Annotated in this window: 28 protein-coding genes; 9 read left to right on the forward strand and 19 right to left on the reverse strand. The window is 26.4% G+C overall.

What is annotated here, in order from left to right:
- Positions 1-64: 64 nt before the first annotated feature.
- Together CS899_RS02925 and CS899_RS02930 are read right to left on the reverse strand one after the other, a co-directional pair.
- Positions 65-715 (reverse strand): GPP34 family phosphoprotein, encoded by a 651-nt coding sequence (locus CS899_RS02925; protein ID WP_099203448.1) that lies wholly within the window; start codon positions 713-715, stop codon positions 65-67.
- 166 nt (positions 716-881) lie between these two features.
- Positions 882-1,787, reverse strand: a complete 906-nt coding sequence (locus CS899_RS02930; RefSeq protein ID WP_164995829.1) for an NAD(P)/FAD-dependent oxidoreductase — start codon at positions 1,785-1,787, stop codon at positions 882-884.
- Positions 1,788-2,009: 222 nt separating this feature from the next.
- Here CS899_RS02930 and CS899_RS02935 point away from each other — a divergent pair, with 222 nt between their 5' ends.
- Both CS899_RS02935 and CS899_RS02940 read left to right on the forward strand, forming a co-directional pair.
- Positions 2,010-2,582: a TetR/AcrR family transcriptional regulator gene (locus CS899_RS02935; RefSeq protein ID WP_099203450.1), complete on the forward strand. Its 573-nt coding sequence runs from the start codon at positions 2,010-2,012 to the stop codon at positions 2,580-2,582.
- A complete protein-coding gene (locus CS899_RS02940) occupies positions 2,583-3,353 on the forward strand; it encodes an EFR1 family ferrodoxin (RefSeq protein WP_099203451.1) in 771 nt (256 codons plus the stop codon).
- A gap of 30 nt (positions 3,354-3,383) precedes the next feature.
- On the opposite strand, the gene msrB is transcribed toward CS899_RS02940, so the two are convergent.
- Positions 3,384-4,358, reverse strand: a complete 975-nt coding sequence (gene msrB, locus CS899_RS02945; RefSeq protein ID WP_207204725.1) for a peptide-methionine (R)-S-oxide reductase MsrB — start codon at positions 4,356-4,358, stop codon at positions 3,384-3,386.
- Positions 4,359-4,784: 426 nt separating this feature from the next.
- On the opposite strand from msrB, the gene CS899_RS02950 reads away from it, so the two are divergent.
- The 3 genes from CS899_RS02950 to CS899_RS02960 all read left to right on the forward strand — a co-directional run bounded on the left by CS899_RS02950 (position 4,785) and on the right by CS899_RS02960 (position 8,448).
- Positions 4,785-6,368, forward strand: coding sequence for an L-serine ammonia-lyase, iron-sulfur-dependent, subunit alpha (locus CS899_RS02950; protein ID WP_099203452.1), 1,584 nt, complete (start codon positions 4,785-4,787; stop codon positions 6,366-6,368).
- A 15-nt stretch (positions 6,369-6,383) separates the two neighbouring features.
- Positions 6,384-7,754 (forward strand): sodium-dependent transporter, encoded by a 1,371-nt coding sequence (locus CS899_RS02955; protein WP_099203453.1) that lies wholly within the window; start codon positions 6,384-6,386, stop codon positions 7,752-7,754.
- 136 nt (positions 7,755-7,890) lie between these two features.
- The gene (locus CS899_RS02960) at positions 7,891-8,448 is read left to right on the forward strand and encodes a DUF3267 domain-containing protein (protein ID WP_099203454.1); all 558 of its coding nucleotides are present in this window, start codon (positions 7,891-7,893) and stop codon (positions 8,446-8,448) included.
- Positions 8,449-8,504: 56 nt separating this feature from the next.
- Here the strand turns inward: CS899_RS02960 and CS899_RS02965 are convergent, their stop codons facing one another.
- Together CS899_RS02965 and CS899_RS02970 are read right to left on the reverse strand one after the other, a co-directional pair.
- Positions 8,505-9,188, reverse strand: a complete 684-nt coding sequence (locus tag CS899_RS02965) for a GntR family transcriptional regulator (protein ID WP_099203455.1) — start codon at positions 9,186-9,188, stop codon at positions 8,505-8,507.
- Between the two features lie 150 nt (positions 9,189-9,338).
- On the reverse strand, positions 9,339-9,782 hold the full coding sequence (locus CS899_RS02970) for a hypothetical protein (protein WP_099203456.1): 444 nt from the start codon (positions 9,780-9,782) through the stop codon (positions 9,339-9,341).
- Positions 9,783-10,031: 249 nt separating this feature from the next.
- On the opposite strand from CS899_RS02970, the gene CS899_RS02975 reads away from it, so the two are divergent.
- A complete protein-coding gene (locus CS899_RS02975) occupies positions 10,032-10,856 on the forward strand; it encodes an Rgg/GadR/MutR family transcriptional regulator (protein ID WP_099203457.1) in 825 nt (274 codons plus the stop codon).
- Between the two features lie 38 nt (positions 10,857-10,894).
- Here the strand turns inward: CS899_RS02975 and CS899_RS02980 are convergent, their stop codons facing one another.
- From CS899_RS02980 to CS899_RS03000, 5 genes are all read right to left on the reverse strand, one after another.
- Positions 10,895-11,587 carry an ABC transporter permease subunit gene (locus CS899_RS02980; protein ID WP_099203458.1) on the reverse strand — a complete coding sequence of 231 codons (693 nt, stop codon included), beginning with the start codon at positions 11,585-11,587 and terminating at the stop codon, positions 10,895-10,897.
- An 11-nt stretch (positions 11,588-11,598) separates the two neighbouring features.
- Positions 11,599-12,294 carry an ABC transporter permease gene (locus CS899_RS02985; protein ID WP_099203459.1) on the reverse strand — a complete coding sequence of 232 codons (696 nt, stop codon included), beginning with the start codon at positions 12,292-12,294 and terminating at the stop codon, positions 11,599-11,601.
- On the reverse strand, positions 12,294-13,211 hold the full coding sequence (locus tag CS899_RS02990) for an ATP-binding cassette domain-containing protein (protein ID WP_099203460.1): 918 nt from the start codon (positions 13,209-13,211) through the stop codon (positions 12,294-12,296). Before CS899_RS02990 ends, CS899_RS02985 begins: the two co-directional genes overlap by 1 nt.
- An 88-nt stretch (positions 13,212-13,299) precedes the next feature.
- A complete protein-coding gene (locus CS899_RS02995; RefSeq protein ID WP_099203461.1) occupies positions 13,300-14,241 on the reverse strand; it encodes a sensor histidine kinase in 942 nt (313 codons plus the stop codon).
- Complete coding sequence (locus tag CS899_RS03000) at positions 14,234-14,938, reverse strand: response regulator transcription factor (RefSeq protein ID WP_099203462.1); 705 nt, start codon at positions 14,936-14,938, stop codon at positions 14,234-14,236. The genes CS899_RS02995 and CS899_RS03000 overlap by 8 nt, the downstream gene beginning before the upstream one ends.
- 114 nt (positions 14,939-15,052) lie before the next feature.
- Between CS899_RS03000 and CS899_RS03005 the strand changes: the two genes are divergently transcribed.
- Entirely contained in the window at positions 15,053-15,256 is a 204-nt protein-coding gene (locus CS899_RS03005; RefSeq protein ID WP_099203463.1) for a hypothetical protein, read from the forward strand.
- Positions 15,257-15,304: 48 nt separating this feature from the next.
- Here the strand turns inward: CS899_RS03005 and CS899_RS03010 are convergent, their stop codons facing one another.
- The 9 genes from CS899_RS03010 to CS899_RS03050 all read right to left on the reverse strand — a co-directional run bounded on the left by CS899_RS03010 (position 15,305) and on the right by CS899_RS03050 (position 24,337).
- Positions 15,305-18,130 (reverse strand): hypothetical protein, encoded by a 2,826-nt coding sequence (locus tag CS899_RS03010; RefSeq protein WP_099203464.1) that lies wholly within the window; start codon positions 18,128-18,130, stop codon positions 15,305-15,307.
- A gap of 142 nt (positions 18,131-18,272) precedes the next feature.
- Positions 18,273-18,638: a DUF3795 domain-containing protein gene (locus CS899_RS03015; RefSeq protein ID WP_099203465.1), complete on the reverse strand. Its 366-nt coding sequence runs from the start codon at positions 18,636-18,638 to the stop codon at positions 18,273-18,275.
- Positions 18,639-18,685: 47 nt separating this feature from the next.
- On the reverse strand, positions 18,686-19,549 hold the full coding sequence (locus tag CS899_RS03020) for an alpha/beta hydrolase (RefSeq protein WP_099203466.1): 864 nt from the start codon (positions 19,547-19,549) through the stop codon (positions 18,686-18,688).
- A gap of 223 nt (positions 19,550-19,772) precedes the next feature.
- Entirely contained in the window at positions 19,773-20,111 is a 339-nt protein-coding gene (locus tag CS899_RS03025) for a DUF6176 family protein (RefSeq protein ID WP_099203467.1), read from the reverse strand.
- 70 nt (positions 20,112-20,181) lie between these two features.
- The gene (locus tag CS899_RS03030) at positions 20,182-21,177 is read right to left on the reverse strand and encodes an amino acid permease (RefSeq protein ID WP_164995831.1); all 996 of its coding nucleotides are present in this window, start codon (positions 21,175-21,177) and stop codon (positions 20,182-20,184) included.
- A complete protein-coding gene (locus CS899_RS03035; RefSeq protein ID WP_099203469.1) occupies positions 21,101-21,427 on the reverse strand; it encodes an amino acid permease in 327 nt (108 codons plus the stop codon). Before CS899_RS03035 ends, CS899_RS03030 begins: the two co-directional genes overlap by 77 nt.
- Positions 21,428-21,594: 167 nt before the next feature.
- Positions 21,595-22,110, reverse strand: coding sequence for a dihydrofolate reductase family protein (locus CS899_RS03040; protein WP_099203470.1), 516 nt, complete (start codon positions 22,108-22,110; stop codon positions 21,595-21,597).
- Positions 22,111-22,301: 191 nt separating this feature from the next.
- Positions 22,302-23,450 carry an ArgE/DapE family deacylase gene (locus CS899_RS03045; protein WP_099203471.1) on the reverse strand — a complete coding sequence of 383 codons (1,149 nt, stop codon included), beginning with the start codon at positions 23,448-23,450 and terminating at the stop codon, positions 22,302-22,304.
- A 47-nt stretch (positions 23,451-23,497) separates the two neighbouring features.
- On the reverse strand, positions 23,498-24,337 hold the full coding sequence (locus CS899_RS03050; protein WP_099203472.1) for a class I SAM-dependent DNA methyltransferase: 840 nt from the start codon (positions 24,335-24,337) through the stop codon (positions 23,498-23,500).
- 408 nt (positions 24,338-24,745) lie between these two features.
- On the opposite strand from CS899_RS03050, the gene CS899_RS03055 reads away from it, so the two are divergent.
- Entirely contained in the window at positions 24,746-25,168 is a 423-nt protein-coding gene (locus CS899_RS03055) for a hypothetical protein (RefSeq protein WP_099203473.1), read from the forward strand.
- Positions 25,169-25,247: 79 nt separating this feature from the next.
- Positions 25,248-25,673 carry a hypothetical protein gene (locus CS899_RS03060; protein ID WP_099203474.1) on the forward strand — a complete coding sequence of 142 codons (426 nt, stop codon included), beginning with the start codon at positions 25,248-25,250 and terminating at the stop codon, positions 25,671-25,673.
- Positions 25,674-25,716 lie beyond the last annotated feature (43 nt).

Consider the following 25,716-nt stretch of genomic DNA (forward strand, 5'->3'; position numbering starts at 1 on the left):
TAATAATATTATATTTAAATTATAGTATAAACAAAAAACCTACCATATAGTAGGTTTTTTTATTTTAACTCATATAAGGTACAAATATTACTGTTGTAAGGAAATCAATATAAGAAAGCATGTCTTGTATCATTTTGTTTTCTTCTGAATTTTTTATTTCTTTCAATCTATTTTTCAAATCTTTTTTTTCATAAGAAGAAAAATATTGCTTTAATTGGTGACTTTTGTCTAATAAATTAGTGAGTACTACTGTTTTTACATCTAATTTTTCACTTCCTAAAAGCTCTTTTTTTATTTCATTAATAATGTTCTCTACTATAGATTTTTTAGGAATAAAAATATCCATAGAATCTAACTTCCCTTTTTCTTTAAAATCAACAATATTATTCTTATACAAAGATTGTCCTAAATCATAATATAAATTATATATTTTTTTACCAGAAAATGATTGTGTGTAATCACTTATAATATTATTAATCTTTCTAACCTTTTCTTTTAAGTATTTATAAAACGATAGTAAATATTCCATATCTTGTGGCAGTTCTTCTATAACTTCCGTTTTCTTATCTTCTATTTTTACAATATTCCTTAATGACAATTCAAATAAAGCTGATGCTACAACACAAACATTAAGGTCGGTGTTAATTGAAGAAATTTTTCCTTTCTCATTTAATGATAAAAGAAAAAATTCTTGTGATAATGATAAGTCTTCCATATATATCTCTCCTTTGATTTTTATTTATGTATATATTAAATATATTATATTATTTTTCCCATTTATTTTATTTATTTCTTGAAATGTTAATTTTACTTCCTGAATTGTCAATTTAAGTTATTAAATAAAAAAGACGCTCTTTTATGAACGCCTTTTTATTACTAATCTAAGTCAATATATATTTACTTGCTTCTATTGCAGCTATTGCTCCATCTGACACAGCTGTTGATATTTGTCTGACCTGCTTTACTCTTACATCTCCTATAGCATAAACTCCTTCAATAGAAGTTTGCATATGCTCATCTACCTTTAGATAACCCTTTATTTTATCTAATTCTTTAAAAAGATCTGTGTTAGGACTTGAACCTATGTAATAAAAAATTCCAATATTATCATTTTCAATAGTATAATTTTTGTTTGTAGTCTTATTTTCTATATTTAATTTTTCAATATTATCTTTTCCGTCTATGGAAATTAATTGACTACTTAAGTGAACAGTAATATTGTCAATGTTTTTTATTTGTGTCGAAAATTCATTTACACATTCTATATGGTCTCCTAAAACAAGTACATCAACATGATTTACATATTTTGATATATAAATAGCTTCTTTTGATGCTCCATCTGAACCACCAATTACAACTGCATTTTTATAATTTTTAGCATATTTAAAAGAATTATTATGTAAATGTTTTTCTATTAATTTTTCTTCACCCTTTATTTTAGGAATATTTTGTGTAGTTCCAGTTGCTATAATTACACATTTTCCTTCATAAGAATTTTCTTGGCAACTTACAACCTTAATTTCTTCTTTCAATGATACTCCAGTAACTGTATCTTTTACTAGTTTTACACCTGAATCTAGTAATTGTTTTTCCCATATATCTATTAGTTTTTCACCAGATTCTCCAGAAGGATAACCTGCATAATGAGTTATGTTTGATACGTTATTTATGGTTCCCCCAACTCTGTTTCCCTTTTCTATAACAAGAGTTTTTAATCCTCTACTTGCAGAATACAAACTTGCACTAACACCTGCTGGACCTGCCCCTAAAATAATTACATCATACACTAAAATCACTTCTTTCTTAAATTAATTTTTATACATATATAAAATTTGCTAATTCATACTACAATCATAACACTTATTTATAATTTATATGTTAAAATTCATAAAAAATTTTATTCTTATTAAATTTTTTTAATATTTCTAATGAGTTTCTTTAAATTTTATATTAAAATATCTTGACACCACTATGTTAACATTGATAACATTTGTTTAGGAGATGATATTATGAGTTATCATAAAGTAGATTTAAAAAACAAAATATTAAAAAAGAGTTTTGAATTAATTAATTTAAAAGGATACCAAAAAGTTTCTACACGGATGATTGCTAGAGAATTAAGCATATCTCCTACTGCAATTTATAGACATTATAAAAATTATGCTGAATTGCTAAAGAATGTAATTTATGAAGGTGAACTTTTATTTTCGAATTATTTATTAAATAATTACAACAAAAATTTAAGTTTAACAGAACAGTTATTTATAATGGCAAAAAATTATATAGATTTTTCATTAGACTATCCTTATCTATATGACTTAATGTTTATAAGTGAATATACTCCTATAACTTCACAAAATAACATGATTTGTGATTTAGAAACTCAAGGAATGAAATTACTTATAGACATTATAAAAGAAACTATTGAGAACAGAAGTTTAAATGTAAGCATGGAAACTATTCTTACACAATTGTGGGCATATATCCAAGGGTATTCCTACTTAGTAAGATTTCATAATTTTAAAATAAATGATATGTTAATTAAACACTCTATAGATTCTATTTGGAAGGAATGGTGTTAAATGCTAGGATTATACTTTAGTGGTACTGGAAACAGTAAATTATGTTTAGAAATCTTTTTGAAAAATTTAAATAATGATTATAGTTTGTGCTCAATAGAAGATTCCAATGCCAAATCTTTAATTGAAAAATCTGAAGAAATTATTCTATCATATCCTGTTTATTATAGTAACCTTCCTTTAATACTAAAAGACTTTTTACTAGAAAATAGTAGTTTATTTTATGGAAAGAAAATATTTATAATTGCTACTATGGGATTATTTAGTGGTGATGGTACTGGGTGTAGTGCTAGAATATTAGAAAAATATGGTGCTGTTATTATAGGAGGACTTCATATTAAAATGCCTGATTGTATAATAGATGTTAAAATATTAAAAAAATCCTCTGAGCAAGAAGATAAATTACTAAAAAATACTAAATTAAAAATAGAAAAATCTGCTAATTTATACAGTAAAAACTGTCAAACTCAACAAGGTCTTGGAGTATTTTCTCATATAGCTGGATTACTTGGTCAAAGACTTTGGTTTAAAAAAATGACTAGTACTTATAAAAAATATCCAAAAATAGACTATCAAAAATGTATTAACTGTAATAATTGCATAGCTTATTGTCCTATGAAAAATCTATATATAAACTCTTTAAATCAAATTGATAACTTGAATAAGTGTACACTTTGTTATCGATGTGTCCATGTTTGTCCTAAAAAAGCTATAACAATTTTAGGCAAAAATATAGTACATAAACAATCTCAATTTTTAAACAAAAAAAGCTAGAAACTTCAAAAGTTTTTAGCTTTTCTACTATTATATAAAATCAATTAAGTATCCATATCCTTCTTTTTCCATATTTTCAAATGGAATAAATCTCAAAGAAGCACTATTAATACAATACCTAAGTCCTCCTTTTTCTTTAGGACCATCTTCAAATACATGACCCAAGTGAGCATCTCCCAGACTACTTCTTACTTCTGTTCTCACCATTCCATGACTTTTATCTCTAACCTCAGTTATTACACTATCATTTATTGGTCTTGTAAAAGCTGGCCAACCACAGCCAGACTCAAATTTATCATTAGATAAAAACAATGGCTCTCCAGTAGTTATATCAACATAAATACCTCTTTCAAAGTTTTCATTATATTCATTATTATGAGGAGGTTCTGTCATGTTTTTTTGTGTAACATTATACTCTAATTCTGTTAATTCATTTTCTAATTCTTCTTTAGTTTTCCTATTATACATACTAGCATTTTTTGCATGTTCAAACATTATTTCTGGAATATGACAATATCCACCTGGATTTTTTTCTAAATATTTTTGATGATAATCTTCAGCTAAATAATAATTCTCAAGTTCTTTAACTTCAATAGTAATATGATTATTATACTGTTTTTGTAAATCTTTTATAGATTTTTCTATAATTTTTATAAACGATTTATTCAAATAATAAATTCCTGTTCTATACTGACTTCCTATATCATTTCCTTGCCTATTTATTAGTGTAGGATCTATTGATTTAAAATAAAGTTCTAAAATAAAATCTAAAGATACTATAGATTTATCAAAAACAACATAAACGGTTTCTACAAAACCTGTTTTCCCAGAGCATACTTCTTGGTATGATGGATTTTCAGTAATACCATTAGCATATCCAACGTTCGTGTTAACTATTCCATTAATTTTTGAAAGATATTCTTCAGTCCCCCAAAAGCATCCGCCTGCAAGCCATATTTCTTCGCAGTTTTCACCTAAATTTAATCTGCCTTCTATAGTTTTCACTTGTCCCTCCAAATTATATATTTTAAGTTAGTTTCATTTAATTCTTACCCATTAATAAAAATACCCTAGAATTTAACGAATATTCATATATACTATTATCCCTAACTAAAAGATTTATTTGATTAATATAGTAAAATTATTATTTTCTGCTAGGGTAATTTGTGTTATTATTACCTGTTTTTGTAATTAATTACCCTAGTACCTTTATTTATTTTTAATGTCCTCTTATTTAAGCTTATATAGTAAGTCCAAATTTACTTTTACTAATAATTTCTAAATTCTAGTATTAAGCTTTAATATCTCACTTTGACTACAAAAATAGATATAAATATAACATTGACAATCTAAAAATATGGTGATAATATAATACTAATATATTACAGATATCTTAATATTTGCTGTTAAATATATGAAAGGAGAATATATATGACATTATCACTATACCCTGATTTGTTTAACGATGTTTTCGGTCCAATTATGCAACCAGGGTCAAGTTCACACACTGCTGCTCCTTGTAGAATGGGTTATTTATGTAATTCTATTTTAGGAGAAAAACCTGTAGAAATAACTATACAAATGGATACTGAAGGGTCCTTTGTTGGTACTTTTGGGTCTATGAATGAAGATTTGGGAATGCTTGCAGGCGCACTAGGATTCCTACCTGATGATAGCAGACTTTTTGATGTAAAAGAAATTTGTAAAAAAGAAGGAATAAATTATAAATTTGATTTTTGTGAAATGAAGGAAAGTCCTCACCTTAACTCACTTAAATTTATTTTAAAATCTAAAAGTGGTAAAGAATCATCTATAGTTGCTAATTCTATTGGTGGTGGAATGATAGAAACTGTTCTTGTAAACGGATATCCATTTCAAGGACAAGGTGATACATATGTAGTATTGATATTTGACGAAAATGGCGAAATAAACCATAGAGAATTAGAATTAAAACTACAAAATATTGATATTTTTGAAAGCGGATTAAATACAAGTTCTGAAAAGGTTTTACATTGGTTTAAAACTTCTGATAAACCTAAAGGAATAGAAAATATTCTTAATGAATATGATTTTGCTATAATGAAACCTATTCTTCCTGTTGCTACTAGAAAAGAAAAAAAGCCTGCTCTATTTGATTCTATGACAAAATGGATAGAACTTGCTAAAGAGCAAAATGTGGGACTTGCAGAAATAGCTATTCAATATGAAATTAATTCCTCTGGATGGAATCGTGAAGAAATACTCAATTATATGGAAAAAGTTAGAAAGTATATGCATAGACAAACTCATGCTATATACGAAGAAGATGTAATCGTACGAGAATTTTCTTTTACAGGAAACAAGTATAAGGAGTGGTCAGAATACTCCGAAAATAAAAATCCCCTATGTGGAAATGTAATAACTTTGGCTCTAAAATATGCCTATGCTGCACAAGCAGCAATACCAGGTATACCTTTTGTTCCTGGTCCTATGGGTACTGGTGGAGGTTTTGTATATGCAGTACTATCAGCAGTACAAGAATTGAATGGATATAAAAAAGATGATTTAATTAGAGCGTTATTTGTAGCCGCAGGTGTTGGTGCCATAAGTTATGCAAGGACAAATCCTACTGGTGAAGTAATAGGCTGTGCTGGAGAATGTGGTGTATGTATGTCAATGGCAGCTGCTGGTCTTTCAGAAATGATTGGTTCAACACCTGAACAAATTGAAGCTTCTGCCTCATTAGCTATGCAGTCGGCTATAGGTTGGCCTTGTGATACAATTCCAGGCGGTTTCTGGCAACCTTGTGGAAGTAGAGTAACTACAACAGTTGCTATGGCAATAACATTTGCAGAATTAGCAAGAGCTAATACTGATCCTGTTTTACCTTATCATGAAGTAATAGATGTTGCTGATGAAATAGGTAGAAGTATGGATAGAGGTCTACTTTGTACTGCAGGAGGAGGACATTGCAATGCTCCTACTGCTCAAAAATATATTTGCGAATTTAAAGAATGGCATAAAAATCAAATCTAAGTAAGGAGGATAATTATGGAAGAAAAAAAACGTGGTTCTTGGGGTTCTAAGTTCGGAATGATTTTAGCTACTGCCGGATTTTCAATAGGCTTTGGAAATCTTTGGAGATTTCCTTATATGGTTGGAACAAATGGTGGTGGTGCATTTGTTTTAGTTTATATCTTGTGTACTATCTTAATAGGTCTACCTTTAATGATAATGGAAATAACACTTGGAAGAAAATCTCAAGCCTCCCCTATTCCTGGATCAGCAAAATTGTTTGGCAAGAAAAGTCCTTGGAGAATAATAGGAATATCTGGTAACATATATAATTTATTCGCTTGGATTACTTTCAGTATTCTAAAAGGTTGGATTCTTGGGTATGCATTTTTATTTATGATAGGAACTTTCAAGGGTGTATCAGCAGAACAAGCTCAAACAATGTTTGAAGGTTACAGAGCTAACCCTATATTTGGTATATTATGTTTCTTTATATTTGAATTTTTAGTTTGGTTAGTTGTAAGTAAAGATCTTCAAAAAGGTATAGAAAAATATTGTAGTTGGATGTTGCCTACTCTATTTTTAATGATGATAATACTTGCAATACGCTCCCTTACTCTTCCAGGTGCTATTGAAGGAGTAAAATGGTACCTAAAACCAGATTTTTCAGTAATCACTGGAAGAACTTTTTTAGCTGCAGCTGGTCAAATATTTTTCTCTATGGGAATAGGAATGGCTGTTAGTTGGATGTATGGTAGTTATATGAACCCTAAGGATAGTGATGTAGTTGGAAGTACTGCAAAAGTAGCTATAATGGATACAGTAGCAGCACTTCTCGCAGGTTTGGTAATATTTCCTGCAGTTTTTGCCTACGGACTAGCTCCTACAGAAGGTCAAGGATTGCTATTTGTAACAATGACTACAGTTTTTGCAGAAATGCCTGCAGGGCAACTCTTTGGTACTTTGTTCTTTATTTTAGTATTATTTGCTGCTTTAACATCAGAATTTGGTGGAAGGGAAGCTTGGATAGGAAATATTAAAGAAATGTTTCACACAAATATGTCTAAAAGAAAAATTGCAACAATAGTAGTAGGTACTGCTTTTATTCTAGGTATTCCTATTACTTTTAGCTACACAGGATTATTTGATGGAGTTACTATCTTTGGTAAGGATTTATTTACCGCTGTAGATTTTATAGCATGTAATTTCTTCTTAATAGTAGGTCCACTATTTATGGCTTTTTACTTACCTATGAAATGGAAATGGAAAAATTTCATGATTGATGTAAATGAAGGAATAGATCCAAAGTCAAAATTAAGAATATACAACTGGATGAAACCTCTCTTTTATTACATATTGCCAATATTTATGGTATATATGGCATTAAATTTGTTTGGAATAGTTTAAATTAAAAGCACTTATGCAATGCATAAGTGCTTTTAATTATTTCCTTTAAATAATAAATGAATAAATCAAATAAAATATACTTATTTTACCTATCACATCAAATAATATATAATCATATTATAGAAAGGAAATAATTATGAAACTAATAAAACAAATAGACATTATGAACAACAAGAAAATAGCTATTATTTTAAATCTACTATCAATACCTTTAATAGTCATTTTTATAGGAATATTCTCTTTTATTTCTATTAAAATAGATAATAATTTAATACTCAAAGATTATGAACTTAATTTAGGTAGAACAATTATTAGTCTAATTATGCTATTCCCAATAATAATCATACACGAATTAATACACGGTCTTTTTTTTAAACTATTTAATTTAAAAGGAAAAGTGAAATTTGGATTCAAAAATGGACTTGCTTATGCTACAAGCCCTGGTTCATACTATACAAAAGGAAAGTTTGCTTGTATAAGTTTAGCACCTTTTGTAATAATTACAGCAATACTAACTACTTTATTTATTTTGAATATAATTACAGTATCTGAATATGTATTACTTGCATCAGTACATGCCGGCTCATGTGTTGGAGATTTTTACTGGATTATATTAATAATTAAATCTCCCAAGAATTCATTAATTGAAGATACTGAAAATGGAATAAATTTTTATATAAAAAGTCGTAGATAAGCGACTTTTTTATTTTATAATCTTAACAAAAAAGATGCTTTATAAATATAAAACACTTAAAATTTAAGCCATTTCGTACCTAATAATTCAATATTCTCCATCATTTCATCAAAAATTAAAGCAGCATTTTCTTCTTTTCCTTGTGATATTGCAAACATCAACCTTGAATGAGCATCATTAATTGCTTTTATATACTCTGTTCCTGAATCATATTCTATATAAAATAAACGTCTTTCTTGTAGATGAAATGGAGCTATAGCTTTTTTAGCATATGGGTTTCTAGCACAATCTATCATTAAACGGTGAAATTCATCATCTACTCTAACAGCTAAATCACTATCTTTATTTATCGTAGCAGTTTTCCATTCTTCAGATAATTCTTTAAATCTAACTTTTTCACTATTTGTAGAAAACTTAGTAGCACGTTGTACAATTAATCTTTCAACTAATTTTCTAACTTCCATCTGAAGATAAAAATCTTCTAATCTTATTTCTGATATTTTCACTCCTGACCTTGGAACAATTTCTAAAAGCATAGTATCTTCTAATTTTTTTATGGCTTCCCTAACTGGGGTCCTCCCTATTTCAAGCATACTACTAAGCTCTGCTTCAGAATATAACTTTCCAGGCTTTAAAATCATAGTTACTATTAACTCTTGTAAAATATCATAAGCTTTTTCCGATAAATGATTATACTCCTTTTCACTATAATATTTTATAGTTTCTTCTATTGTTGCCATAAACCATCCCCCTAGATAAAAATTTAACACCTAATATATTACTCATATTTTAGCTTAAAATACTAAATTAGTCAATCTTGTTTTTTATGAAACATAATCTATGCAATAAAAAAGCAACCTTAAAGGTTGCTTAAATAATACAAATAAATTCTATTTTATTTCCTCATCATCAATAAGAGATTTTGCCATTTTTGCATAATCTTCCATTAACTTTTTCTTCTTTGCTGGATTATTTTCATATTTTTTTAAACTAAGCATACTACTAAAATAAAAAATAGCACTAAAAGCTGCCAAAATAACTAAATCAATATCAATAGATTTAAAGTTTTCAATATCACCTTTAATTATCTTAATAATATAAAGTGCGACATTTAAAACAACAAATAAAGTAATTAAAACATTAACTGCACTAGCTCCTGCAATAATCATATTCTTTTGAAGTATTTTTTCCTCAGCAGAACCATGTTTTTTTACCTTTTCTATTTTTATAGCCATAAGTATCCAAAAAATAGCAATGACAAATAAACTAATTCCCGTAGTATAAGGATCTATCCAGTCCAAAAAATTTCCTAAAACTTCTTTAATACCATCCATAAAACTTCCTCCTTAAAATATATAATATCTGTAGCTCTTTTAAAAGCTTATTAACATAGTAACATAAAAAAATTTATATTCTTTTTATAGAAACTATTTATCCGAAAATGTTTTAAAATATTAAATTTTAGTATACTAGAGAAACTATATGTTCCCTCTTTTAATTATATATAGTATAATACTTACAGTTTGGAGGTTAGTTATGTATAATTTCGGAAAAAGATTTAAAGAAATAAGAGAAGAAAAAATATGACAACAAAAGAAGTTGCTGACAATATAGTTTCAGTACAATTTTTAAGAAGATTTGAAAAAGATGAAAATGACATAAAATTTTCTAACTTCCACGAACTATTAAATAAAATAAATGTAACTTATGACGAATTTATGTCAGATAAATTAATAAATGACTCTGAAGATTCAGTTGAAAAAATAGAATTAACTATTGATTTTTTAGGAATAAAAAAAGACTACTTAGGAATACAAAAATTAATTGATAAATACGAAAAAAAACACTTAGAAAAAAACGAATCTAGGTATTTACATTATGCTATACTAATTAAAATTTACTCCAATCTTCTTTGTAAAACTTCCTACGAAATAGATGTTAATACGATACAAGAATACCTTTCAAAATGTGATGTTTGGTATACTTATGAATTCTTTATAGCTACTTACTGCCTTGGCTACTTCAATGATAATGCTATAAAATCAATGGTTACTACATTACCATTGCATATAATCAAAAACAAAAATACTAGAATATACCAGCTAGACTATATGCTTCATTTAATAATGGAATTACTAAACAGAAACTTTTTATACGAAGCTGAAAATCTCTTAGAAAATTATGAAAACAACAAAAATGAAGCTACGGCTTTACAATATATGCCATTTCATACTTTTTCAGTATTTTTAGAGGGACTTGTCTTAATAAAAAAAGGTGATGAAAATGGAATAAAAAAATGTGAAGAAATAATAAATTTATTTTCAGAAGTACTAGGCTATAAAGAATACGCCAATATGATATTTGAATATTATATGAAAACAAAAAACAATAGTCCATTAAAAAAATAAAGGTATATTTACCTTTATTTTTTTATTTGTAAAATATATTAAATCAAATCTTTAGATTCAACCTTTCTAATAGAAAGTACAGCTATAACTAAACCAACAAAAGCAAGTATAAGCGGTAGTACAATATTATCCGATAAAGTAAAATCTCCGATTTGTCCTTGAAGTAAAGTAAATAATAAAAATGAAGTTATAATGGTTGCCTTACTTGACATCAACTTCATACCTACAAATAAAGCTATAAAACTTATACAAACTGTTGAAAAAGACCTTACAATAACATCAACGTAAAATAGAAAGCTTGCCATATCATATCTAGCAGGATACGAAAATTCCTTATACTTAGAAAAAAACAAGAGCAGTCCGTACATAAATAATTTAGCAATAACAAGACCTGTAAAATTGAAAATTCCTACTGAAAGTATCTTTGAAGCTAAAATTTTCTTTCTCTTAATAGGATATGTGAACATTAACTCCATAGTTCTATTTTTATAATTCGATACAATAAAAGAAGAAAGCATAACTCCTGAAAAAACTATAAACCCCATTTCAGAAAAAGTATCCACAGTCATTGTAATAGTATCTCTTCCACTTATACTTTTATCTGTTTCTTCTACATCTTCATAAGCAATAGGTAAAACTAGAGCTGTTAGAAGTAAAATAGTAATACTAGCTTTTACTATATATCCCTTAGCTTTGTTCTTTTTCCATTCCAATCTAATTAAATCAAACATAGCTCTTTCACCTACACTAAATCTTTCTTATCAACATTTCTTATAGAAAAAATTATAAAAAATATAGAAATAGCTGTTAAAATAATGGACGATAATATGATAGAATTAGCTGAATTCCCTCTAAGGCTAAAATCTCCAATATCTCCCTCTAAAAAAACAAGTAATATAAAGGATGTAATTATAACAGCCTTGCTAGAATTCAATAATATTCCAATTGGTAGAGCAAGAAAAGCTGTAGCTACTGTCGTAAAAGACTTAAATATCATATAAGTGTAAAACGAAATATAGCTAAGATTATATCCTAAAGGCATTTTAGGTTCTAATATATTTGAAAAACCATACATAGATAAATAAATTATAAGCTTAGATATAAGTAAACAAATAAAACTAATTATCCAAACAGCAATAACCTTAGAAATTAAAATCTTCTTTCTGTTAATAGGATATGTGAACATCAACCCCATAGTGTTATTTTTATAGGCTGATACTATAAAAGAAGAAATCATTACACCAGTGAAAACTAAAAACGCCATACTCGTAATCATTTCAATTAAAAAACCAACAGTTTCTTTGCTACCAGGAGATGCATCTTCAAAAAATCCTATAGAAAATACAAATAATCCCAAAATAAATGTTAAAATTAGTGCATTAATTAAATATTTCCAAGCCCTGTTCTTTCTATATTCCAACTTAATTAGCTTTAACATTATCTGTCTACCTCCTGAGTAACTTTCAAGAAATAATCCTCCAAAGACTCAGAAATTTTCTGAATTTTAGAAATCTCAATGTCATTCATAGCTAACACTTTAGAAATATCCTTAGTTTCAATATCCACTTCGTAAATTCTAATAACAGAATTATCAATAACTTTAAAATTACTTAACCCTAACTTGTCACTTAAAATATAAGTAGCAGCCTTAGTGTCATTTACCTCAATCTCAATGTAAGAAGCATTGTCCCTTTCAATATCAATCATAGAAATTTCATTAATTAAATTGCCCCTATTTATAATTCCAACAGTATCGACAATATCCTCAATTTCAGAAAGAATATGAGTCGAAATCATAATAGTAATACCATAATCCTTAGAAAGCATATTAAATAAATCTCTAATTTCTTTCATACCAGAAGGATCAAGCCCATTAGTAGGCTCATCTAAAATTAAAATATCAGGCTTTGTTAAAATAGCTCTAGCAATTCCCAAACGTTGTTTCATACCTAAAGAATAACTTTTAACTGCCTTTTTCCCAGTACCAACTAATCCAAGTAAATTTAAAGTTTCCTCAATAGCACCTTTTTTGTAAAAACCCATATACTCACAATGAATCTTTAAATTGTCATACCCACTCATATGGTCGTAAAAAACAGGTTGTTCAATAATAATTCCCATATTCTTTAAATATTTGTACGATTTAGGAGTAATCTCTTTTCCAAAAACTTCAATACTACCAAAAGATGGCTTCCAAATCCCTGTAATCATCTTCATAATAGACGTCTTGCCAGCACCATTAGGACCTAAAAACCCGTAAATTTCACCCCTTTTAATATTTAAGCTAACATCTTTTACAATATCTTTATTTTTAATACTTTTAGAAAGTTTATTAGTTCTTAAAATATAATCCACTTAACACTCCCCCCCTTTGTTCTACTACTATTATAGAGGTATACACTTTCTAAACTCTTAACAAAATCTTACGAATTTCTTTCTATAATTAATAACTTAATTTCTTTAATTTAACCGTAAAAACAGTCATAACACTAGGAGTACTACTTAAAGTAATATCACCACCAAGTTTATTAGCAAAGTTTTTTGCAATAGTTAACCCAAGACCATTCCCTTCAATTTCTTTATTTCTAGAATCTTCCATAGTAAATAACCTGTCAAAAACACTACTTGCAAACTGCTTATCAATCCCATTGCCTTTGTCAGAAACCTCAATATAAGAAAAACTATTATCAGCGTAAAGCTTAAGACCTAAATACTTTCCGTCATAACCATACCTAATAACATTAGAAATCAAATTAAACAAAATACGATTAATAAAAGAAATATCTCCCATAGTATAAATAGAACTTTCAGGAATATTAATATCAACCTCAAAATCTTTACTCGTTAAAATATCATAAAAATCTAAAATACTTTCCCTACAAACCTCATTTAAATTAACCCTAGATATATTCATCTTAGTATCTCCCGCTTCAAGCTTTGCAAGAGTAAAAGTCTTATTAATAAGCTCTATAACTTCCTTAGCCTTAGACTCAACCTTTAAAACAGTTTCCTTACTAATATTATCTTGTAAAAGCATCATCTCCAAATAACCTAAAATAACAGTCATAGGAGTTTTAATATCATGGGAAATATTAGAAAACATCTTCTTAGAAGAACTTTCAAACTGATTAAACTCAAACCTTAACTCCCGTTGAAAATCAAGTAACCTGTTAATTTCAGAAAGTAACCTTTTTAAAATATCATTGTCAGTAAAAACCATAACCTTTTCACTATCATTAACATCAATAATACTTTCTAAACTAGAAATAATCTCTTCAATTTCTTTAAAAATAGTATTTTTAAACCTATACCTTTGATAAAAAACAAAAGAAACCAAACAAACAATAACAATACATAAGAAAAAAATAATCAAATTACTATTCATCGCCCTTACCTAACTTATAACCTATTCCCCAAACAGTAACAATATGCTTAGGAGAACGTGGATTATCCTCAATCTTTGTTCTAAGCCTACTAATATGAACGTTCAAAGCATTTTCATCATCTAAATAATCATCTTCCCAAATACTAGAATAAACTTGCTCCTTAGTATAAACCCTAGAAGGATTTTCCATAAAAAGCCTTAAAATAGCAAACTCCTTAGCAGTTAAATCAAGAGTAACATTACCCTTTAAAACAGAATAGTCCTCTAAATTCATAACCAAATCACCGTGACTTAACAAACTAGAACTAGACACTTCTTCTTTTAAACTACCAGAATACACGTTACTTCTTCTTAAAGTAGCCTTAATACGAGCCAAAACTTGAGAAATAGAAAAAGGCTTTGTAACATAATCGTCAGCACCAAGACCAAGCCCTAACACAACATCAGAATCACTGTCCTTTGCAGACATAATAATAACAGGAGCGTGACTCTGTTTTCTAATCTCCTTTAAAACGTCCAGCCCAGAAACCTTTGGAATCATTAAATCTAACAAAACAATGTCATAACTATTACTATTAAAAAGCTTAATAGCACTTTCACCATCAAAAGCACAACTAACCTTGAAATTTTCAGAAACTAAAAAAGACTCAACCATCTCACTAATCTCTTTGTCGTCCTCAACAAGTAAAATATTCATAAAAACTCCTTAACTTACTTAATATATCTATAATCCTACCATAAAAAACAAAATATTTACTTAGCATATTAATTATAGTAAAATAAAACATAATCTAAAATAAGGAAAATAAATATGAAAGAAAAAATGATGTTCTTTATAGAAGTTGGTGCACTTGTCATAGGTCTATACCTAATAGTTTGCATAGTAATTTCATTAGTAAAGGTAATACATAGAAAAATAAAAGGAAAAAATACAAAAGGTGTAGTAAAAGAAACATTCTTGGCTGTATTTTTAGAAGTTATTCTAGAAATGATAAACCCATTTAATTGGATATAAAAACAGCTAGTCCATTTAAGACTAACTATTTTTTATTTAAATATATTTCTAAATTTGTCTTTCAATCTGTTCTCTATATTGTTTTCTGACTTCTCGTAAAGAAGTAGTATTCTCATTAAAATTAACATATTTTTTGTCTTTTTCTTCTTCAATTTGTTCATTATATTTAGTAATAAATGAACTAAGAGCTTCTGTATATTCCTTTATAATATCGTTATTAATTTTAATAGTTCTATAAATAGTTTTTTCAATAAAAGTATTTACCCCTTCACTTATATTATTATTTTTCATACTACTTATCCTGTTAATTCCTATACTATTAAACCTTCTATTGTTAAGTATAATATAGTTTGTTATATTATTGTCTCTACTACTTTTTCCTTTATCATATATACTATCTAACTTTTCTTCAAATTTTTCTTTATCTACAGATAATACTATATTACAAATATCACTTCCTAACTCTTCTAAGTGAAAATTATAATTTGATATCAAAGATACCACATCAAACATATCTTCAGATCTCATTCTATCTATATCTTCTACCATTAAAACAATATTTCCTGAAACCATTAATTCTGTTGTTAATTCTAAATAAAAATCTATATAATTATTTGAAGATTTATGAACAATTTTAATTATTTCTGGTATATAATTTATAATTACTACCATTAAGATAATTAATGCTGTATATTTTACAACATAATAATTTAAAATTATATCTTTAACTTCATCGAGAATAGTTAATTTATTTAATTTTTCAAGCATAGAGCTTCCGGAAATGATTACAGCAGCAAGAACAGAAAAAGCATATAATAATATTATAGGATAACTAAATGCCTTCCTTATAATTTTAAAAAAATAATTTATTTTATTTCCAAACCCAATTTCAATATAAGATTTTTTTACATTTGAAAAAATCTTATATACCTTATCAATGTCTATTGGTTCCTCATAAAAAGATATACGTGCAGTATTTTTCTTTAACTCTGACATAGCATTTACAATAGCCAATGTTTTTCCAGTTCCAAATTTTTGATCTATTAATAAAGTATTTCGTTGATCTGTTTTATCGTCTTTCTCTATAATAATTCCATTTGTACTTACTTTTGATTTATTATTATACTTATATAAAACTTCTATTATTCCCTTAAAAATATCACTTAATATATTATATTCTTCCTTAGATATTTTTTTATTTATACACTTCTTTAAATCTCTAATATCATTTATAACAGATAGCTTATTCGATTTTCTAAAACTTCTTTCTGTTTTTGTGTATTCACATTCAGTTATATTAACTTCATCTTCTACTTTTACATATTTGTACTCTGTTTTTATAGATTCCATTTCCTTATCTGAACAATCATTATCACTTTTAACTATTTTTTCTATTTTTCCTATTATATTCTCTAATTTTTTCAAATATTCATCATCAATTTTTTTGGATTTTTCTATTTCTTTAATTGTATTTTTTATTTTTATTTTAATATTTGATATGGATGCATAATTACTATATAAAATAGCTGTTGGAATTTCTAATATTATCTCGTCTTTTTTTTCAATATTGTTTAAATCATACTTTGTTATTTTCGACTTAATTTCTTTTCTTTTTATATTAACTAATTTAAATGAACTACTTTCAATTATACAATCTCCATACCTATATCTTATTTTGATATCTAAAACATACCTTAAATACTTTTTTTCATCTTTTTTCATAGTAAATTTAACTCTTAAATATTTATTGTTAAAATTTTTGTCAATAGGCAAACTTATATAAAATCCATTTTTATCAATTCCTCTACCTTTTAATGAATAATAAGGTGTTCTAATAGAATATAGTTCTCCATTAATATCTGATAAATCCACATAGTAAATTCTACTATCAGAAATAAACTTTTTTATATTTTTAAAATCATTCTTTTTTATTCTTGGAAATACAATTGTAGAATCCAAAATATGACTATAATTGTTTGCATATACTTGTATAAGTTTTTTCCCATATATCCTATCTTGAAAATAATTTTTTTTAAAGTTAAATTTCCAAGATAAAAATACTAATAAAACAAAATTTAAAATGTGTAGTAACAAAAATACTATAATATTAAATCTATCTAAATTAAATGTAGTAATAATATATATTACAATAGATATTATTAGGTATATTATTATTGTATATTTAGATAGTATAATATCTTGAACATGTATATCAAAAAAACTAATTTTATACTTTAGTTTATTATTTACAAAAAATATACCTATATAAATAATCGAAGAAATAAAATTTATAAATATAAATATCGATGCTAGTGCTGATATATCTCCAGAATCTATAAGCTTTTCTAATCTTGGTAAGATATCCATTGTAACCATAATTATTGGTATGATTATAAGTAACATGAAATGAAGAATAATTATAATTATAATTTCTATATTTTCATGCCATACATATGATTTTATAAAAGCTTTCTCTGTTTTTTTTACTTTCTTGATAATTTTAAAAATTGTTAAACTTGCTATTATCATAGCACAAACTATATGCCATGGTTTAGGTGAGTAGTCCATTTTAACAATGTTAAAATTATCATAAAGTTTAACAGTTGAGTCTATCAATTTAAATGAATTACTTCCAAAATTTTTATCTAATAATCTCATAAATACTTTATCTAATACAACTAAAAATGGTATCAAAATTAATACTAATATACTCAATACACCTGGAATTAAAAAAATAATTTCTAATATATCTACCTTATTATCCTGTAATTTTTCTTCCTTTTTAATCTTATCAACTTGTCTAATTATGATATCTATTTTCTCATTTAATTTTTTACTATAACTCAGGCTACTTTTATCATTATTATTTTCCATACATTCTTCCTCCATTTAATTCTTCTTTGAATCAGTAAAACTTTTCTATATATTTTATATCATACTATAATATATTTTTTATCTCAATATAAAAAACAGCCAATTGGCTGTTTTCTCTAATCTTTTATAGTCTTATTATTTTCTAAAACTCCACACCACAATCACTACACTTTTTATGGTGCACATCTATAACCCCACCACATTCTTTACAAGTATAAATTTCTACTTGTTCTTCTAAAAACTTCTTCGTATTTTCTTTAGCTTTCTTACTATTTTCAATTATATCTATATTATAATCTTCTAAGTATCTTTTATTTAAACTCTTAATTTTACTACACGGAAATTTATCACATTCAAAACAGTAGTTAAGTCCTTTTTCAACTGCACATTTTTTCTTTAAACAATTTGCACAACTTTTTCTTGTATGCTCTTCCTTTGGCGCTCTACACCCTGGACAAGGTTTCTTCTTATTTAAATAAGCACTACAAATTATGCAATTACTCCACAAATAGCAATGCTGTTTTCACTTAAAACTTTAGTCCTCTTTATAAAATCCTACTTCCAAAGAAAGTCTCCAACTCTCTTATCAACTTCTTCATTTTCGTGTAAACGACTATGCTGAGCATCAGCACCATAATATTCTTGGTGTTCAACTTCAATTCCATTTGAATAAAATAAATTTACTATACTTAAAGCGTCAGCCATAGGTACAGCTTCATCCCCTAAAGAACCATCTTCAACGTCTCCAGCTATAACTAAAACTTTCATATTTTTAGGAACATTTCCTATTCCTTTTTCATAGTCATTGTATCTTTCACTTTTTATAGTAGGACCATTTTCTATAACAGAATCTAAAGTTTCTCCTTTGCTTAACTCAACAAAATTATTAAAAGGAGTAGCAATTGGAACAAATTTCTCAACAACTGGTAAATCTTCATTTCCATAAAGAGTAAAATACCTAAATATACTTGCCCCTCCCATAGAATGAGCAACTAAATTCATCTTTTCAACACTGTACTTTTCTTTAAGATATTCCAAACAATTCTTTATCCACTTAGCTTGACTCCACTCGTCACCTTGATTATTTTCAAAAATCATTTGAATAGATGGATTATTGGCTTCACCTGAAAGTTCACCTTCAGAAGAAACTTCACCTTCAGAACTTACAGTTAATATAAGTTCTTTTTCTGTATAATCTTTTTTTTCCAATCTTTTAATCATTTGACCAAATGAATTTTTTGTACCCTTATAACCATGAACAAATAGCGTTGGCACATTTGTCTTTTCATATATATTTGGAATTGTAGAACTTTCAGATAATTTAGATGTTTTTTTTTCTGAACAAGATGTACAAACAAGACTAAATATAAAAATAAATAAAAAACATATTTTTACTCGTTCACTTTTTAACAAATTCATATACAATCATTTCCTTTTCAAATTTACATAATATAAATATTCTACTATATCTGTAATAAAACAAAAACATAACTTATATATTATAATAATTCAGGAAAACACTATATTTATAAATATCTTTAAAAAGGATTTTAAATTTTAACTATAATAGCAAATTGCCATATTTAAATAATCTTAATTAAAATGTGGTGATTTTTAACTATTAATAATATTATTTAAAATTTTAAAAATTATTAATATAAAAATCACAGTTAATAATCTCACAATACTCTCTGTCAACACATTTATTAGAATAATCAAAAAACTTCAAATGAATATCATCTTTGCTATTTCCTGCAATCATATTGGCATATTCAGTGTCATCAGAAGCCATAAATAGATAAATAAACATATTTCCATCTTCTACATTTAAAAAGTAAGATTCTAAATATGTATTTTCAGCTTCCAATGTCAATTGAGCTTCTTCTTTATTATCTACAATAAACTGTATCCATTTCCTAGCTAAATCTTCCTTACCTTCTTTTATTTTCATTTTATAAAGTTTTACGTCTAAATTTTTCATTGACATCTTATTAAGTTAAACATAAGAAATAATACCAGACAATATATAGCCTATAAATTTATATATAGAACTATTTAAATTTTCTATGTAATACAATTCCAGCTAAAATAAATCCAAAAACAGCAATTCCATATATAGCGTGTTTACCAATACTAAATAAAATTATAAAACATAGAAAAAAAGAAATAATAGAAAGAACCTTCTTAACACCGCTTAGTAGCTTTATACCTGCTAACATAACAAACAAATAAATTAAAATAAAAACTCCATTTGCATAGTTAATTAATTCAGATAAGTCAATCTTAAATTTAAACCTTAAAGTAACAGTAACAAGTACAGCTAAAAAAGAAACTATTAAACTGTAAATAGGAACATTTCCTTTAATAACCTTTGAAAATTTATTACCTTTATTTAAAGCCATTAATAACCTAGAACTACTTAAAATATACAAATTACTAGCTAAAATACAAGTTATAAAACCTAAAATTCCAATAACAAACTTTCCTATACCACCATAAAAAATACTTAACAAGTACACTAAAGAATTGTCATTAATACTAGAATTTCCATAAGCATTAAATAAAAATACAATAATTCCAACAGATAAATACAAAAAACCTACGATAATAACACTAAAAATAATAGTTCTAGGAAAATCTCTTTTAACATCCTTAAACTCCCCTGCCAAATGAGAAACCGCTTCAATACCAACAAAACACCAAAAAGTCATAGCCAAAGCAGAAAAAACACTGGACAAACTATAATCAGATAGCTTTAAACTACTTATATTTACAGGATCAGCCTTATCTAAATTAATAATACCTACAACAATAATACCTAAGAAAATAATTAGACAAACAACAGATAAAGCTCCCTGAATTTTAGAAGAAACCTCCATTCCTAAAACATTAATAATAAACATTAGAAAAATTGAAACAATAGAAATTAAAAAACCATAATCTTCCATACCAATAGCAGACGCAAAATAACTAGCACCAGTAATAATAACAACAGGTGGACCAATAGGAATAACAGACAAATATAAAAAAAGAAATTGCCTTTCCAATCCCCTTGCCAAAAGCAGACTCTACAAAAAATGCAGCTCCACTAGCATTAGGATACTTTGCACCTAAATCTCCAAAAGTGATAGCAATTGGAATCATTAAAATAATAATTAGAATCCAACAAAAAATAGATAAAATTCCAACCTCTGATGCAATCATTGCAGGAACAATAAAAATCCCAGAACCTAGTAAAGTAGAAACTAAAATTCCAATACCTTGCCTCATAGATAAAGTAGCCTTCAAGTTTTCCATGTACCCCTCCTATTTTCTAACCTCTTTAAATTAAAATTAAGACCTACTATATCATAATAAAAATATTTATTCAATTTTTTATATTAATATATTTATATAAATTAAGAAATAACTATATTCCTGCAATTAAACGTTAAATAATTATCCATTTTGATAAAACAAACTTACTATTTCATTTTCTCATAAATTAACCCTGCAAATTGTCCATATTTTTTTACTTCCATCAGCTTAAATCTTTTTTGTACTTCAAGTTTTTCAAATAGTAGTATTCCTCCACCTATTATTACAGGTGCTATTTGTATATACATTCTATCTATTAAATCTTCTTTTATTAAAGAACTTACTATTTTACTTCCTCCAACTACCCAAACATTTTTATCTTTTTCTATACCTTTTACAAATTCATTAACATTTTCTGAAACTGTAATTACACCTTCTTCTTTAATATCTTTTCGACTTGTAAATACATAGTTTATTGTACTAGGGTAAACTTTATCAAATAGGGCTATTTTATTAACTTCATTAAATGTATTTCTTCCCATAATAGTTATATCTATATTTTTATAAAAATTTTCATAATCTGTTTCTTCAGAATCACCAGAGTCGTATAGCCAACTTAAATCATGGTTTTCTCCTGATAAATAACCGTCTAAACTAATACAACCGTAAAAGATTACACTCATATTCTCTCCTTTTTCATATGTCACCTTATTTCTATATTACTCATATTTATATGTATCTTTATTAACTTTTTCTACCTTAAGCAAAATTCTTGCTTTAATAATTTATTTATTTTTACTTATTGATAAAATTATTTACATTCTGTAATTAATTTGAAATATAAAAAGCACTATTTCAAGTGCTTTTTATATTTCTATGATAAATATCTTTTTGCTATTTTTTTATATGCCTCTATTATATCTAAATAGTTGTCTATTTCTACATACTCATCAACTTTATGTGCCAACATAGGCTCTCCTGGACCAAACACAGCAAAGTCAAATTTATTTTTTGATTTTGTAAATTCAGCTGCATCTGTAGTTCCAGATATTCCTATTACTGACAATTTTTCTTTATTATTTTCTAGCCATGTATCTTGAATTATGTTTATAATTTCTGAATCCTTATAAGTTTCCACTGGAATTTTGTTAAAATCTATAGTTAATTCAAGCTTACAATCTTTTTCTTCATTTAGATTTTTAATTATTTCTGCAATTAAGTTTATTGCTTTATCATTATCAAATTCTGGTATAGTTCTAATATTACCTTGAAGTTCTGCTTCAGAAGGTATAGTATTAACTTGGTTTCCTCCTCTAATAACTGTTACATTATGAATAGTTCTTCCAAGTTCTTCGTTATTGTATTTTTCTGCAATTTTATTCATTTCTTTATTTACTATATTTATAAATTCACTTATATAGTTTATTGCATTAATTCCTTGAGCTGGTGCTGAACTATGAGCTTCCTTTCCTGTAGATTTAACTCTATAATTTATTGAACCTTTGTGTGTATAAACTATGCTAGTACCAGCTGGTTCACCTATTATTAAAGCACTTAAATCATCAGCATATCCCTTTTCTGTTAATTGCTCTGATCCTAACTCTCCTATTTCTTCGCCTACTGTTGCAAGTAGTCTAATTTTACCATTTAATTTAACATCTTCATCTTTTAACTCTATCATTGAAATTATCATTGCTGTTAATCCACTTTTCATATCTGTTGAACCACGACCATATAATTTCCCATCATTTATATGTGCTTCAAAAGGTGGGTATTTCCAGTCAGCTTCGTCTCCTACGTCTACTACATCCATATGTCCAGTAAATCCTAAAACTTTTCCGTTATCTTCACCAATTTCTGCTACTAAACTACTTCTACCTTCGGAGTATTCTATTAGCTCTGACTTTATACCATGTTCATTAAGTAATTTTTTTATATACTCTGCTACTTCTAACTCATTTCCATTTACAGATTTTATTTTTACAATATCTTGTAAAACTTTTATTTTCTCTTCTTTATTCATTACTTTTCACCTCTTAGTGTTATATCTACCCTTTTTGGTAGTCAGTTCTAACATTTATTTTTCCTAGCTAATAAACACATAGTTTTACTATCTTTAAAATATTTCTCTCCTGCAACATTTTTATATATTTCTATATTTGAAAACCCTGCTTTTTCTAATTCCTCTATTAGTTCTTCTATTTCAAAAGTATGTTCCCAAATATTATAATAATCAGTCTTTTTAGAAGTACTAACTATATATTGATTTAAAAAAGTATTTTCTTTTTCATACTTATAAAATGATTCTAATAATAAATAAGGTTTGTCACTCCAAAAACCTTTATTTTCAACACTCCAATTTTTAAACTCACTTTTGTTTTTATTTTTTATTGGTGTAAAAACATCAAATAAAAATACTCCTTCTTCATCAAGTGAATTGTAAATTTTATTAAGTATTGTTTTTCTTTCTTTTGTTGATAAAACTCCAAAATCGCAGTAAATCATAGTAATTAAATTTTTTTCTTTTGGAAATTTCCATTCCAAATAATCTGCTACAATATAATTTATATCTAAACGTTTTTCCTTTGCACTTTTTATTGCATAATTTATTGAGTTTCTAGATAAATCTACCCCTGTTACTTTATATCCTCTTTCTTTCAATAACTCACAGTAAATTCCTGGTCCACACCCTAAATCTAAAATTTCTTTATATTTTTCTTTTGGTAAAACTTCAGATATCCAATTAACTGATTTTTTTACAAATTCAAGTTTTCTTGTTGCAGACTCTACCTCTTTGTTCAAATGTGCTTTTAGCATTTCTTTGGATATGTGTGAATCGTCCCAAAACTTACTTTCGCTCTTTTCATATAAACTTGGCTTTTTAGATAACTTAATTATTTTTTCTAACATTTTAATTTAATCCTTTCTAAAACAAAAAAATCTGTAGATAGTTTTCTACAGACAATATACGTAGAAAACCTTAATAATCTCCACACAAAAAGATAGCCTATCTAATAGACTTATATTTTTTATGCATTTAAAGATTACTAACTTTTCCACGTTTCATTTATATTTTAAAACTGCAATATAGAATGCGTCGGACTAAATCACCTTCTTAATAAAATTAATTATATTATATATTATTTTTTCAATTTAATCTATTTTCTTTCCCAATACTACTCTTACATTATATCAACCTACTTCTTAACTAAAATTCCTTAATTTAAAAATATAACTAATAATTTTCATTACAATTTAAAAGTAGCTTCTATCTTAATTTTAAGATATTATATATATATTGTTACTTTAGGAGGATTTATGAAAAAATTAATTTTAATATGCTTAATAGCTATTTCATTATTTGCCTTTACTGGCTGTGATTTTCTTGATAATATTTTTGGAAAAGAAGAAACTACTCCAACTGAAGAAGTTTCTAACAACAATAACCCAAATATGAACTTTGAAATTTTAACTGAAAATATTAACAGTAGTACTAAGTCTTTAGAAATAAAAGTTTTTAACGTTGACGAAAATAAAACTAGTTTCGTTTCAGTAGCAAACCAAGTAGTTTTAAATCAAAAACTAAAAAATGATTCTACATACACTATAAATATTAGTGGAGTTGAAGGAGCTTATAACACTTCTGAAGATGTTAAAGTACAACTTTTCCAAACAGAAGATGATACACCTGAAGGTAAAACAGCTTATCTTTATACAGTATTTTACAAAGTTTCAAATTAAAAGACACTTTCTTGTGTCTTTTTTTTATTTTGTAATTAATGCTATAATTTACAAAGACTAGCTTGTAAAGGAGAGCTTAATGAACAACTTTCTTCAAAAACATAAAAATCTAGGTTGCCTTTTAGACTGGATAGTTTTTTTAACTGTTTCTATAATTATATTTGCAATTATTGGAGATATAAAAGATATTTCAACTTCTCCAAAGTTTCCTCTATTTTTAAATTTATTTGTTTTTTCTATGTTTTTCTACGTAAATTTAAGAGAAAATGATTATAAGAAAAAATTTAATACTTTAAAAGACTGGTCAACACCTATTTTTTATGTAAATATAATCGCCTTAGTTCTTCACACTGCTATTGGCGGATACACAAAAACTCATAAAAAAGTTTTGGAACCTCTTTATAAAATAAATAAAGAAAATGCTATTAAAATAATAGCTATTTATTTAATTTTTATTATAGTATCAGGTACTTGTATTTTAATATCTAAAAAATATAAAAAATAAATTTATTTGTAAACTTAAAAAGCGAGGTGATTTTATATTTGGA

This window comes from Miniphocaeibacter massiliensis (genome assembly GCF_900232905.1).
Classification (GTDB): Bacteria; Bacillota; Clostridia; order Tissierellales; family Peptoniphilaceae; genus Miniphocaeibacter; species Miniphocaeibacter massiliensis.